General features: G+C 42.6%; 10 protein-coding genes. 4 read left to right on the forward strand and 6 right to left on the reverse strand.

The window, feature by feature from the left end; all coding sequences use genetic code 11:
• Positions 1–136: 136 nt before the first annotated feature.
• The gene (locus tag EMP01_RS12725) at positions 137–1,183 is read right to left on the reverse strand and encodes a hypothetical protein (protein ID WP_129021929.1); all 1,047 of its coding nucleotides are present in this window, start codon (positions 1,181–1,183) and stop codon (positions 137–139) included.
• Positions 1,184–1,836: 653 nt separating this feature from the next.
• Here EMP01_RS12725 and EMP01_RS12730 point away from each other — a divergent pair.
• The gene (locus EMP01_RS12730; protein WP_129021930.1) at positions 1,837–3,648 is read left to right on the forward strand and encodes a sensor histidine kinase; all 1,812 of its coding nucleotides are present in this window, start codon (positions 1,837–1,839) and stop codon (positions 3,646–3,648) included.
• Positions 3,649–3,729: 81 nt separating this feature from the next.
• On the opposite strand, the gene EMP01_RS12735 is transcribed toward EMP01_RS12730, so the two are convergent.
• Positions 3,730–5,328, reverse strand: a complete 1,599-nt coding sequence (locus tag EMP01_RS12735; protein ID WP_129021931.1) for a helix-turn-helix domain-containing protein — start codon at positions 5,326–5,328, stop codon at positions 3,730–3,732.
• A gap of 556 nt (positions 5,329–5,884) precedes the next feature.
• Here EMP01_RS12735 and EMP01_RS12740 point away from each other — a divergent pair.
• Entirely contained in the window at positions 5,885–8,047 is a 2,163-nt protein-coding gene (locus tag EMP01_RS12740) for a T9SS type A sorting domain-containing protein (RefSeq protein ID WP_129021932.1), read from the forward strand.
• A 459-nt stretch (positions 8,048–8,506) separates the two neighbouring features.
• Entirely contained in the window at positions 8,507–9,160 is a 654-nt protein-coding gene (locus tag EMP01_RS12745; protein WP_129021933.1) for a phage tail protein, read from the forward strand.
• A 484-nt stretch (positions 9,161–9,644) separates the two neighbouring features.
• Here EMP01_RS12745 and EMP01_RS12750 read toward each other — a convergent pair whose 3' ends face one another.
• From EMP01_RS12750 to EMP01_RS12760, 3 genes are all read right to left on the reverse strand, one after another.
• Complete coding sequence (locus EMP01_RS12750; protein ID WP_129021934.1) at positions 9,645–10,007, reverse strand: PKD domain-containing protein; 363 nt, start codon at positions 10,005–10,007, stop codon at positions 9,645–9,647.
• A 164-nt stretch (positions 10,008–10,171) separates the two neighbouring features.
• Positions 10,172–10,552 (reverse strand): VOC family protein, encoded by a 381-nt coding sequence (locus tag EMP01_RS12755; RefSeq protein WP_129021935.1) that lies wholly within the window; start codon positions 10,550–10,552, stop codon positions 10,172–10,174.
• 57 nt (positions 10,553–10,609) lie between these two features.
• Complete coding sequence (locus tag EMP01_RS12760) at positions 10,610–11,119, reverse strand: GNAT family N-acetyltransferase (protein ID WP_129021936.1); 510 nt, start codon at positions 11,117–11,119, stop codon at positions 10,610–10,612.
• Positions 11,120–11,273: 154 nt separating this feature from the next.
• On the opposite strand from EMP01_RS12760, the gene EMP01_RS12765 reads away from it, so the two are divergent.
• A complete protein-coding gene (locus EMP01_RS12765; RefSeq protein WP_202616076.1) occupies positions 11,274–12,677 on the forward strand; it encodes a serine hydrolase domain-containing protein in 1,404 nt (467 codons plus the stop codon).
• 48 nt (positions 12,678–12,725) lie between these two features.
• Here EMP01_RS12765 and EMP01_RS12770 read toward each other — a convergent pair whose 3' ends face one another.
• Positions 12,726–13,892, reverse strand: coding sequence for a toxin-antitoxin system YwqK family antitoxin (locus EMP01_RS12770; RefSeq protein WP_129021938.1), 1,167 nt, complete (start codon positions 13,890–13,892; stop codon positions 12,726–12,728).
• Positions 13,893–13,898 lie beyond the last annotated feature (6 nt).

Raw genomic sequence — 13,898 nt, forward strand, 5'->3', positions numbered from 1 at the left:
TGATAATTTCCCGCCCGGTTCTGCCAAATGGTAAAGGCTTCCAGGTGATTCATCTGGAAGCCTTTTGTGTTTTGATGTTTATAACATTAAGGTTGGAAATACTATTTTATATATATGATGCGTATTTCCCTTTGCATTAATTCATTTTCACAATCATAATATTACTGCCTGCATCTGCAGAGAGGGCCTGTGGTGCTGTAGAGGAATTGCCTCCTATACCTAATATTTTTAAATTGTCATTGGCATTCAGATAGACAAAGGTAAATATTTCCCCTTTACCTTTTGTTCCAGCTGGCGTGTTGGTCTGTTGTACCGGGTATGGTCCATATATATTACCTACGCTGCCATATGATGTGTTATTTATCTGAATGGTCAACTGAATGCCTACCGTATTGGTAACTGGGCTTGCATCTGGGGTGTGTACGCGCACCTGTATCATGTACAATCCGGCTTGCCCTGATCCTACTGTAAAGGTATTGTTACTTGTCCAGGTATTACCATTAGAGGGACTGGTAATGATGTTGTTGAACGCAATTGTAGCAGGAGTAGTACTTGTGGCTACCGGACAGCTTTCTCCTGTGCCATTCACTTTATTGGCATTTAACTGTACAACAGCACCTCCGCCACTGCCGGGTGTGGTCCAGGTCAGGGCTCCAGCTCCATTGGTAGTCAGCATCTGTCCGTTAGTACCGGTTGATGTAGGATAGGTATTGCCACCTAAAGTAGCTGTTCCGCTTGCTGTAATATTTGTAGCATTGCTGATGGCATTGCCATTCATATTAAGTGTGGTTGTGGCTGTATGATTGCCCAGATTATCTGCGCTGCCACCAGAAGGAGTGATCCATTGTGTGTTGTAATCTGCGGCATTTACTTTAGCCAGCACCTGACCTGTGGTACCTCCTGCCGGTAGGTCATTTACATTGTTCAGTATGCTCCAGGCCGATCCGTTGTAATAATAGAAGTTATTGAGCGTGCTGTCAAAAACAGTCAGGCTCTTGGCCGGATTACTGATGCCCATTCTTTGTGCTGTACTCATACGGGGAATGAGTAAGCCTTTTGAATCGCCCTGAATATCTAATGCTGCAGATACATGCGGACTGGTGGTATTGATACCAACATTATTTTGAGCAGATGCAGATATGCTGCCCCATAAAACTATACACAGTATAAAATGTTTCTTCATAACAGTATTTTATTGATTGATCGAATTACTGGATAATGATGCGCCTGGAAGGGTAGTCTCTTTTTGTGATCTTAGATCCATCAAGTATTCCCTTCTCCATTCAAATTTTGATAGATTTAATGGCAGTTGCAGGCGCAATATTAGTTCGGGTAAATGCAATTGAAAAACGTATACCTACATTTGAGTTTGAATGAATACTCTTTTGAGTTTTAACAGCGGCAGTACTATCCAGAAGAGGTATTCATTACCTTACCGGACAGCATTTTATGTCTTAGCTTGCCGGAGGGGCAACAGCTGTATTTAGGAGATTTTCCCGATGTAGCTGCTGTGCGCCCGACATGACGGTAACAATCCCTCCCGTCTTATCGAAAGGAAAGGTAGTGTAGCAGAGATAGCTACTTTTTGTATGTTTATGTTTGAATCGTTTGGCACATGCGAGGGCGCACGCGTCAGCTAGGTGTATGCTGGCTATTTATTTGATTTTCATAACTATTTGTCTATTTTTAGCCGGATTGCTGATTCTATTAAATATTTTTACGGGTTTATATTAAAGCATTTATTCACTAATCTAAATTTGTCTTTATCCTCAACCCAATTTTAGCATGCGCCATTATCTTAAGTTTATAGTGACCTGTATTCTATGCTGCTCCTTTTTGTATAAAACTCATGCAATATCACCAAAGGATTCGGCGGTACAGATAGTTCAGCGATTAACATCATTATATGAAAACAAAAAACTGAGCGAAAAAGTATATCTCGATACCATTTTCAAAACGATGGTTCTGGTTCAGTCTGAAAGAATAAGTTTCAGCAATAAGGAACTGCTCGTACTGCTAACAAAGTACAGGCAGATCAGCTGGCATAAAAATAATGATGAACGCTTAAAACAAGCATATTATACCATATTGAGCCAGCAGGCCAGATTAGATGGCAGAAACGGAGAAATGCTATATTATGCTGAACAATTGAGTGAAATAGAACAAAAGGTGAGTAATCATCCCTCCATCTTATCTTTAAACCTTATTGCCACCTACTATGACAGTAAGCTGGCCTTTCCCAAAGTGACTGCATTATATAAAAAGTATAAGCAGTTTGTCGGGAGTTTACCTAAAAGAATCGGCAATAAGGAGTTTGACCGAAAAGATGTAATGCGCAGTGCAGATCTGCTCTACCTATTCAGCACAGCTGCCTATAATGCAAAAGATACGGCTTTGGGGGCTGAAGTGAAACGTATTCTGGCACAAACTGCACAGGCCATTAAAAAAGAATATGCTACAGATATTGAGGTGTTAAGCAGGCTCAGATTTAGTGTGCTCATGGCCGAGCATGAGCAGTACAGGCTTTCCGGCAATCATGGTAATGCCTGGAAGAATCTGCAGCAACTGGACTCCTTACAGGATAGTCCCAATACCCCTCAGTACCTTAAAAGTTATATACACTTCCATGTTATTGACCAAAAGGCACTTTTCTTTCTGGATACTAAAAAGAATGACAGCGCTGAACATTACATCAATCTGCTTAATGGCTTGATTGATAAAAAAAGCGCATTAGCCCGAAGCCAGTATATGGTTAAAAAGTATGAAGCAAGGCTATTGTACAATATCGGTCGTTATAAGGAGAGTGAAGACTCGCTGGTAAAAGCATTGGAAATACTGGAAGCAGAAGGTACAAGTACCCTGTCTGAGGTAGACGAGATCATGTATGCACTGACAAAAGTTGAAGAACAGCAATTGTTACTGGCTGATTCTGCCCGCAGACAGCGGCAATCAGACCGCAGATTTGTAGCCCTGGCATTCGGCTCTTTACTGTTATTGGGGGCTGGCTTACTGATGTTTTTGGGGATCAGGCGCCGTCAGAAAGCAAGATTTGTGAATTTTAAGCTTAGTCTTGCTCAGAATATTCATGATGAAACTAATCCAGCATTGCTATATGCCAAAATATTGGCTAAAGAACAGAGAGTAAGTCAGCATTTGAATCAGAAGGGGGCATTAGAACAACATATCGATCATACCATGGAGCTGATCAGAAGTTTGTCAAAGGATTTGAAATCTGATCAGCAATTGCTTGTGTCCGGTTTGGTTCAAGACATCAGGCAGGTACTGGAAAAAATGAGTGTACTTTCTGAGTTTAGCTATACCTTAAGGGAGTCTAAAGATATAAAGCGCTTTTTAAGTCATTACCAGTATAGTAATCTTAAAGCTATTTTGCAGGAATGTATTACAAATTCTATAAAGCACGCAGTGTTCAGGCATATATATGTAACATTTTCTGTAAATGTCAATGTGCTCCAGATCAGGTACAAGGACGATGGTATTGGTTGGGAAAAAGATCAGGTGGTATCCGGTATAGGCTTGGAAAATATACAGGATAGAATAGCAAGGCTTAACGGCAATGTTCAGATAAAAAATGATTATCCCAATGGTTTTGAGATAGTAATGGATGTTAATTTAAGTGTAGTTGCATAATTGTTTTTAGTTCAGGGTATAAACCCTATACCAATGCTGCAAATATGCGGTATTGGTATAGTGGTACTGCGGTTCAGGCCATTACCGCTTCAGTTGCGCATCTTCTTCCAGGTATTTGATAAACAGGGAAGGGGATAAGCCGGTTATAGATTTGAATACGGGAGTGAACTTACCATGAGAGGAGAACCCCGTTTCCTCGGCCAGGGTACTGATTTTATATTGCCGCCACACCGGATCGTTTTTCAGCTTTTCAACAATATAGTTTATACGCAGCTCGTTGATGTAGCTGCTGAAATCTTTATGCTTGTGGTGGTTTATAACACGGCTCAGGTACCTTGTGTTGGTATTGAAATGACTGGCCAGGAAGGAGAGGGACATATTACGGTTGTTAAATAGCGTGCCGGTTTCAAACACTTCCAGGCTATTTAATATTTTTTGCATGGTCTCCTCCGTCATCATAGCAGCATCCGGCTCCCTGGGTGCTGCACTTTTATCTGCAACAAGATGCTCCACTTCTTTTGTAGTCTCCTGTACAGGCGTGTTCTGGGCTATCTTATGCTGCCGCAGTACTTCTCTTTCACGCATACGCTCCAGTATCTTCCGGAAGCGGGCTTTCTGTTGCCGCCGCTGTACCATGAGAAATGATATGGTGCCGGCAATAATAATCATTGCAATAAGGATGAGTATGTTTTTATAACTACCCCTCCTGGTTTCTTTATTATAGTTATCTTCCAGGTGCTCCAGTGTATGGTTCAGAAACGCATCTTTTCTATCGGCCAAAACACTTCTGACGGTATCCTGCTTTTTTTGCGCCTCGGTGAGCCGGTCCATATCCTTCACTTTTTCGGCATATGCTCGTTCTGTTTCATATATTACATTTTTCAATTGCAGGTAATTAGAGCCATCGGCAATGATCTGTGCACTGTCTAGCCAGCGGTGCGCTTCCGGCAATTTGCCCTGCTGCAGGTAGGTCACTGCCATGCCATTCATGATTAAACCACTGAGAAAATTGCCTGGTGCATGGCCCAGCGACTTTAGTCCATTTCGGTAATGGTATAGCGCAGAATCATATAGTTGCAAGCCCAGGTAACTATCGCCGAGCAATTGCTCATTGTTGGCAGTCAGAAAATTGAGGTCCTGCTTGCTATGGTTGAAATAGCGCTGAGCCATAAGCACGTGATCAATCGCTTTGCGATAGCTTCTTTGATCTAACTGATAATAAGCCTTTTCCTGGTGCATGAGACCGATCAGGTTGCCTGCCGCCTCTGTATTATTGATCTTTTCGGCGGCGGCCATCGCTTTATTGGTATATACATTTGACTTGGCGTATAGTTTGAGTAAGCGGTATTGGGTAGCCAGGAAGCCTGCAATGCGGGCCTGCCAGTTGTAGTCATTGGTTTTGATAACGATCTCCTGTGCCTGTTCTGCATAGGCTACGGCCCGGCTCAGGTCACCGCTCTGCTGTAGTAATGATGCTGATAACATCAGACTCTTGACCTGGTATGGAGCGGTGGTGGAATGCTTGTAGAGCGAATCAGCAATATACAGTGCTTTTTTAAAATCGCTCTGCGACGTCTCCAGAAATGTTTTGTAATAGATTTTATCGAAGCTTTCCGGATTTTGTGCAGATGCAGATAATTCTATGCTAATGAGGAATAAGAATAGTAGTATTAATTTCAAGGTAAAATAGTTTATCTGTGATAAATGATAAATATTGACTTAGGTTAACAGTCGGGATAAATGTACTAAGATTTTGACCATATTATTCTAATGTTCATAATATAATCTTTGTTACTGAACATAGGTTCATGATTCTCTCCAATCTATATGGTAAAGCACAGCATTCAGGTGTAATGGTCTTTTTTCGTCGTTTGGGTTTTCAGGTGTTTTAAAAGGTGTTGAACTGTCATTTTTGCAATATTGGTTTTATGTAATATGAGTTTGTCTGAAATAAAAGGATTCCCTGGCTTCGGTGAGATCAGCAATTTTGTTTTTGTGCGGTATCAGTTGCTTAAATTGAGGTTTTTGGTCGATATAGCGAAATTTAAGGCTTCCCTTTTAGCTGAAAAAGGGAAGCCTTAATATTGATTGTCAATGGTTTTGATCGAAGAACGGAGTATACGCTTTCCTGTATTGCTGAATAGGGGAAGGTAACGGATTGCTGGGCCTTGATAGTGTAAATAGCTTTGCAGCTTCAAAATTATTGCTAACCTATTTATTTACTAAATCAAGTATTATGAAGAAGTATTACAAAACCTTACCATTGAATCCCAAAGTGTATGTGCTTGGGTCTGCCATTCTGGCGTCCTTAAATGCGACTGCGCAATGTGTGGCCCCATCGGTGGGTTGTGCCGGCAATGACCGTACAAATGCTTACCTGCACTCAACGACACCCGCTACCATAGAGTATGACAATGTCGTTTCTTTATTCCACAGCACCTTTGCCCGCCAGGCAGATGGCCGCGTACTGGTATGGGGAGAAAAAATCGGAAGTACCGGTGGCAACGTGCTTGCTCCGCAGGAAGTGAATGCATCTAATTATCCTGGTCTTAGCGGTGAGATACTGAAATTTGCCGGAGGCTCAGAAATCAATACTACTTCGCAGCATTTTGTGCTGACGACCAATGGCTTATATTTTTGGGGTACAGACCAGTGGGGTATCGGTACAGGTACCTCTTTTCAGAAATTAACGATCGACGGACAAACAAATGGCTTACCTGCCGGGGTTACTCCTGCAGATGTAAAAATGCTGTTTGGTACTAATCGTATGCTGGGCCTGGTTACCTGTAACGGAAACGTATATACATTAGTAGCTGCTACCGACGCTGCAACGGCCAGTGCTTATGGCGACGGATCATCTTACAGCTCAGCAAATAATGCAATCTGGCACCGTGTTAAAACCAATTCCACTACCAATTTGACTAATGTGGTTGCGATCCGCGGTAACGGAAGAATGAACTTTATAGCGCTTACCTCTACAGGTACATTATATACATGGGGGCAAAGTACCTATCTGGGAGATGATAATACGTATGCCGTGCGCAATTATGCCTCATCAATGGAGCTGCCTTCTGGCATTACACCCAAAATGGTAGGGATGACTGCTGCGAATGCGGTTAATACCTCTACCTATTATCTGCTGGCTACCAATGGCAATCTTTATGCATTAGGCTACAATGCCCAAAAACAGGTTGGCGATTTTACGACCACAGTCAGAGAGCAATGGGTACAGGTTAAAAAATCAAGTGCAGCCGGCGATTACCTTTCTAATGTGTTATGGATAAGTCCGAATGAGCATGATCTGGGATATACCAATACAGGTTCTATCAATGCCATCACCGCAGATACAGTGCTGTATGCCTGGGGCGGAAACAACCGCCAGATGTTGGGTGGCGGTACGGCTAACGCGAGTATAGACCCGTCGACTAATCTTGGTGGACTGACGGCTGGTGATAAAATAATTGCGGTAGAGACCGGTGGTCATACCACAATGTCGATCAGAAAGTGTTCCAGTTTCTTTGGATATGTAGGACACAAAACGGGTGGCAGTATGGGAGATGGTACCTCTACGGATGCAGATATTCCTAACTACTCCTTCTCTACCAGCCAGATGGATGTTTGCGGAGCGAGCACCGAAGCGGCAACTCTATTCCCTGTTGTAAATGCGACGGTGGGTAATACTTATAATATGACTGCTTCTCCTTCAGGAGGAAGCTTCTCCATCATCAGCGGACCGGCAACCATTAATGCTGTAACCGGAGCAGTGACTATTACGGGAGCGGGTACAGTTGGCGTAGGATACCAGGTTACCTCTGGCGACTGTCCTTCATCAACTCAGGTAACGTTTAGTGCTGCTGTACCTACACCAATTTCGCTGGAGGCCTTCACACTGAACAGAGCTAAAAATGCTGTAGTCTTAGATTGGATCACTGCAAAGGAAATGAACAATAAAGGATTTGACATTCAGAGAAGTACAAATGGAAACGATTGGACAAGTATAGGCTTTGCAGGATCTCTGGCACCGGAAGGCCGCAGTAATGCGAAGTTGTATTACAGCTTTACAGATGTTAACCCTGTAACCGGAAAAAACTACTATAGATTAAAGCAGATCGACTTCGACGGAATCTTTGATTTCAGTCCTGTAAGACAGATCAGCTTTGGTAAAGAAGGTGTGGTGACCATATTCCCTAATCCTGCACAGAATAATGTACATATTGATGGGCTGACGAAGAATGACAGAGTGCGTATTTACGATCCATCCGGAAGAATTATGTTTGACTATACGGCTTCTGCATATTCGGCCGATATCGATATTCACAATTTTGGAAAAGGACTTTACTACGTAGAGATCGTGTCTGAGAATGGTACTAAGATCCATGAACGATTAGTAAAACAGTAATGGTTTATTGAGAATAATTGCAAGTGTAATAATCCATTTTTAGGTGCTAGGTTATTGAGTGTTTATCTACCCTGAGAAAGTACTGTTGTTTTTAGACAAAATAATAGAGAGGAGCAAAGGTCCGCTGATTCTTCAGCGGACCTTTTTTATGCCTTGTGCGGTATGTATAAGGTTTATGCTGCTGATATTCACCGGTTTAGCAGAATTTAAATACGGGCTTTTATACGGTACCGTAACAGGTGTTTTTCACGTATGAGGGAGATAATTATTGTTATAGATTTGTAAATAAGAATCAGGAAGTGGTTTTGTTGCTTGGTAATCAGGTTTTTAAATATTGATAATTTGTTTCATTATTTAGTTCCTGATCAGGCAGACATCAGCCGGACGATGTATCGGTATCCCGAATTCGATAAACAATAATAGCATTCACCCATTTATTCACAATAAAACAATTACAACATGGAAGGTTACATAGGAGAAATCCGGATGTGGGCCGGGACGAGAGTCCCTCGCGACTGGGCATTTTGCGATGGTACTTTAATGAGTATCAATAACAACCAGGCTTTGTTCAGCGTTATTGGTACCACATACGGTGGTAATGGCCAGCAGAATTTTGCACTGCCGGACTTTCGCGACCGCGTAGGTATGGGCCGCAGCAATACCACTATTTTAGGTATGGTACAAGGTACACCAACCGTAACCCTGCTGAGCAGCAATATGCCTGCCTTTGCCGCTACCGGCAATGTAAGCGGGCTTACAGGTTCCGCACACGGAACGATCAGTGGTAGCAGTGCAGCAAGTGTGTCTATCCCTTGTAGCAATACCGGCGGCAGCACAAACAATCCTTCCGGCAATGTTCCGGCGTTGTCTAATGCCGTGGACAGCTTAGGTAGTGACGCCTCACTTTACAGCAATACAGCTAATAGTAATATGCAGGCATTCAATATGAATGTACCTATTTCTATCAATGCTAATTTGCCGGTGAGCTTTCCTGCGGGCACACAGCTGACCTTAATGGTACCCGGACAATCTATGCCGGTAAACAATATTCAGCCTTCCCTGGGTATTAACTACATCATCTGTGTTTATGGTATTTACCCTGATTATCCATAGAGATAAAGGGTTTTGCCCATCATACGCTTAAAATATTCATCCCCCGGCGTGCTGCCGGGGGATGAATATTTTAAGCGTATAAAGTATCTGCTTTTAAGAAATCAAGACTTAGATAATTGTTTAGTTCCCATTTATAATTATTGCTACCTTTTGCCTTGATGCAAAAGGTAGCGCCAAAAAATCAAGGCTGTATAAATCCCTGGCTAAAAATCAAGGTGTCGGTCGGTCGCAAACCAGACTCACTTCGTTCAGACAGTGGTTTCCGACTTGATCGACCGAGCCAATGATTTTCTTGACGCCGGATTTATAATGCCGGTCCAGCGATCTGTTCTGTATGGATCACTTCGTCATATCGACCGAAGTGCAACGAAGTGGAGATATCTCTTTTTATCACGCGATGTGAAAAGAACATTTCTCTTTCTGTAACAAACTTCATCTTATTTGCGCTTGCTTTCCTAAAAGCGCATACTCTGCAATAATTATTTTACTGCACATCAATTGATTTTTCGGGTTTTGCGCTGCAGGTCATCGATTTGTATTTGATATTGATGCGTGCAGTCACCTTCTTCGTGCCGGCAGAGCTATACACATGTGTTACCATTTCGGTGCCGTTGGTTGTAGCCTGCTGGCCATCACCAAAATCCCATTCTACAGTATTCACCGTATGATCGCCGTAATAGTTCGGTTTAAAAGTATATTCTTTTACATTGTTATCATCTTCTGTAGCAGTGATAGAAGTAAAGGCACCTTCGATTGCACAGTCAATGGTCTTGCGACAGGAAGTAATAGTAGTGGCCATGGCCAGGGTGCATAATGAAAGGCCGGCTAAGAGGATACGTTTTTTCATTTTTTATGTTTTTAGTGTATCCCAAATGTAACTATTAATCATGAACATATTGTTGTTTTATGTTAAGTATTATGGATTTATGCATTGTATAAACGAAGAAGATGCAAAGTGTTACAGCTATACTGTAATACTTTGCATCTTCTGTATAATCCGGTACCAGTGCCTTATCCGGCGGGTTCCCATAATTCAATTTTATTGCCTTCTATATCCAGGATGTGTACAAACTTGCCGTATTCGGCATAGGTAGCGATCTCGTCCAGTACGGTTACGCCTTCCTGTTTCAGGGCTTCTGTGAGTGCTTCAATATCGGCCACACGGTAATTGATCATAAACTCTTTTGATGATGGCTCAAAGTACTTCGTATCATCTGTAAACGGAGTCCAGAGGGTATAGCCCGGTTCTGCAGCTCCTTCCGGCTGCTGCCATTCAAACTTAGCTCCATATTGGGTCATATCAAAACCGAGATGGGTTTTGTACCATTCCCTCATTTTTTCAGGGTCCTTACATTTGAAGAAAATACCACCTATACCTGTTACTCTTTTCATGTTTGTTGTTTTTAAAGTGAATATACGCAGGAATTAATTGCGATGCTCGCGATGTAGCTATTTATCCAGTACTTTTTCAAAAGCCTTTCTGGGGCTGCCACGAAAATATACTTCACCACAATATTGATAACCCATTTTGGTAAATATGCTCAGCATACCGGGATTGTCAAAGTTGGTATCGGCCTTAACACTATATACTCCTATGCTTCGGGCATGATTTTCTATAGCCTGCATAATGGCTTTGGCATAGCCTTTGCCCAATTCCTGTTCATCAATAGCGACTCTATGTATCACAATAAAGTCCCCGGTTGTAAGCCATTGGCCTTCAATATCATTATATGCAGGTTCGTTATTCAGCATCACTGCACTATATCCTATAATTTTATCCTGCACGACCAGAACGAATCCATATCCTTTATCAATATCTGATTGTATCACCTGCAGATTAGGATAGCCATCCTGCCATTGCTTGCTGCCATCGGCTTTCCGGCGTTGAATCGCCTGCTGTAATATCGTCCATATCTGTGATGCATCTTCCGGCTTGGCCTGTCTGAATGTGTATTCCATGTGTACTATGTTTACTGCGCGTAAAATTACGGTTTATGTACCTGTATTGTACGCAGGTATTCATCACATTGTGCGTAAGTTTTTTCTTTGCACTGATTTCTTTTGTAGCTTTGGTTTTACCCGGAATTGATTTCCGAAAAAAACATTACCCATTATGATTACTATGAAACAATCCATCATCCTTGCGGCTGCAATCTTGTGTACGCATACTTTCGTATTTGGTCAGTCCGAACAACAGCAGCAACATCTTTTAGACAGCGTGTTAACGGCTGCTCATCAGAAAAACAGTTTTAACGGAAATGTGCTGGTCGCTGATAAAGGTAAAGTGCTGTTTCGTAAGAGCTACGGTATCGCCGAGGAAAGTACCGGCAGAAAACTGAACCCCGAAAGCGTTTTTGAACTGGCTTCCGTATCCAAACAATTTACCGCTATGGGTATTGTACAGCTGCACAAACAGGGCAAGCTGCAATATGATGATCCGGTTGCAAAATATATCCCGGAGCTGGCTTTCTATAAAGGTATTACGATTCGTAACCTGCTCAACCATACCGGCGGCTTGCCGGATTATATGGACCTGTTTGAGGAGAAATGGGATAAAGCAAAGTTTGCGACTAACGAAGATGTGATCAAAATATTTGCGCAGCACAAACCTGATACATTGTTTAGCCCCGGCGCTAAGTATGAATACAGCAATACCGGCTATGCCTTGCTGGGGGCTATTATAGAGCGTGTAAGCAAAAAAACATTCGGCGCGTACCTGAAAGAAACCATTTTCAAACCGCTGAAGATGGATCATACCTTTGTGTACAGGAGCCGCTACCAGCCGCAGAAAGTAGACAACTATGCTTTAGGCTATGTACAGGATAGCCTGGGCAACAAGGTGTTGACGAATTCGTTTGGCAAGGATTTTTATACCTATTATCTAGATGGAATTGTAGGGGATGGCATGGTCAATTCGACCCTGGACGACCTGCTGAAATGGGATCGCGCCCTGTATACCGATAAACTGATTAATGCTGAAGACCGCAAGCAGATCTTTGCTTCTGTAAAAACAACCGATGGCAAGGAAACCAATTATGGCTTTGGCTGGCAGGTGTCCAAAAATAAACAGTATGGTACAATCGCCAGTCACTCAGGCGGTTGGGCGGGTTATGTAACCTATATAGAGCGACATATGGATAATGATAAAACCATTATCATCCTGCAGAATAACAGTACCCAGTTTACCCAAATACCGGCTAAGGATATTCGTAAGGTACTGTACAACGAACCTTTTCCTATAGCAGAGGTCATGAAGAAAGCTACGCCAACAGCGGCGGAATTAAAGCAGTATGAAGGGGTATACAGCAATCCTGAGGCACCGGTAAAGCTGACCATAGCTGTAAGCGGTGGTGCATTAACAGCCCAGGCTACAGGGCAGGGTGCTTTCCCGATGGATGCTTATGAAAATCATACCTTCCGGTTCGATGATGCCCATATCAAAATGATCTTTGATCCTGCTGCGCATACCATGCGGTATATACAGGGCCGGGTAGATGTAGTGTTTACCAAAGAGTAAATTAGAATATGTTACAATAGAGAAAGCATCCCGGAAGGGATGCTTTCTCTATTTATTTTCTGTTACCTTGAACCTGAAATCCAGCACCAGGGCTAAAGTCCGTCCATTTTCTCTGGTCGGTTTCCAAAGATCCATTTTGTCGATCATTTGCTGCAGTGCCGGTGCAATGGCTTCACTATTTTCGCCACGGGCACTGACAAAGCGCATTCTTCCTTCTATATTCAGGTACGTTCTTACAGTATAATTCCCTTTTAGTTCTTTTGAACTGGCACACAATATCCTGGTCATTTCAGTATGGAGGAATGCGTTCAGATTACCCTGATATGCTTCCTGTATAGATACGGTTCTGAATATTGAGGGGTCGGGGGGTGCATAAGCTCGCGGTGGTTCCCTTACTTCCATAGGTAGTTTATGAAGTGGAGTCTTTTTTGCCGTTTTGATCAGTTTGCCACTGCGGTCATAGTAAGACCATACATGACAAGGTTTGCCATCATAAAAATAAGCTACAGATTCGGGTGCGCCGTTCTCATACCAGGTTGTTTTGCAGTGAATGGTTCTGCCATCCATCAAGGTATCGTATTGCTGGCTGTGCAGCAGTCCCGGAGGTTCATAGGTTGTTTCCCGCGAGTGGTATTTTTCATACAGGAGTTTCCCCTCCATGTTCCATTGCTTACGGGCATACTCGGTGCCATAGTTTACCCAGATCATTTTTTGTACCTGGCCATTATCATAACGGTTTACATAAAGCGAGTCTGCACCGTAAACATCATAGTACGCCTGCGCTCCTGTACTATGATTATACGTGGTGAACAGTTGAGCACTGGTGAAATTGCCGTAATAATCATATTTGACCTTCCTGGTATCTGTATTCAGGTCCAGTGTATCGGTATAGGCAACCCCATCTATAAGGTAGTCGATACTGGTAGAAACGATATGGCCATACTGGCTCAGAAATGTCGTAATGAACTGATTTCCTTTATGAACAGATACCGTGTCTATCTTACCTTTCTTTATGCTTACAGAATAGACTCCGAATTCATAAGACTCTTCTATGCGGTCTTTGCCTTCGTATATAAATGATTTATTCCGGTTGGCTTTGAGCTTAGCCTTACAATTATCCTGTGCATTTACCTGCAAGACACAGCAGGCAGACAGAGACAGGATTGCTATTAATAACGCAAGCTTTCGTTTTCCCTTTAAGATTATGGGGTTCATAGATGT

Source organism: Edaphocola flava, from assembly GCF_004118155.1.
Lineage (GTDB): Bacteria > Bacteroidota > Bacteroidia > Chitinophagales > Chitinophagaceae > Edaphocola > Edaphocola flava.

Bases quoted from the DNA above. Each gene is read 5' to 3' on its own strand.
- EMP01_RS12725 (WP_129021929.1), bottom strand. From the start codon at position 1,183: ATGAAGAAACATTTTATACTGTGTATAGTTTTATGGGGCAGCATATCT.
- EMP01_RS12740 (WP_129021932.1), top strand. From the start codon at position 5,885: ATGAAGAAGTATTACAAAACCTTACCATTGAATCCCAAAGTGTATGTG.
- EMP01_RS12745 (WP_129021933.1), top strand. From the start codon at position 8,507: ATGGAAGGTTACATAGGAGAAATCCGGATGTGGGCCGGGACGAGAGTC.
- EMP01_RS12750 (WP_129021934.1), bottom strand. From the start codon at position 10,007: ATGAAAAAACGTATCCTCTTAGCCGGCCTTTCATTATGCACCCTGGCC.
- EMP01_RS12755 (WP_129021935.1), bottom strand. From the start codon at position 10,552: ATGAAAAGAGTAACAGGTATAGGTGGTATTTTCTTCAAATGTAAGGAC.
- EMP01_RS12760 (WP_129021936.1), bottom strand. From the start codon at position 11,119: ATGGAATACACATTCAGACAGGCCAAGCCGGAAGATGCATCACAGATA.
- EMP01_RS12765 (WP_202616076.1), top strand. From the start codon at position 11,274: ATGATTACTATGAAACAATCCATCATCCTTGCGGCTGCAATCTTGTGT.
- EMP01_RS12770 (WP_129021938.1), bottom strand. From the start codon at position 13,892: ATGAACCCCATAATCTTAAAGGGAAAACGAAAGCTTGCGTTATTAATA.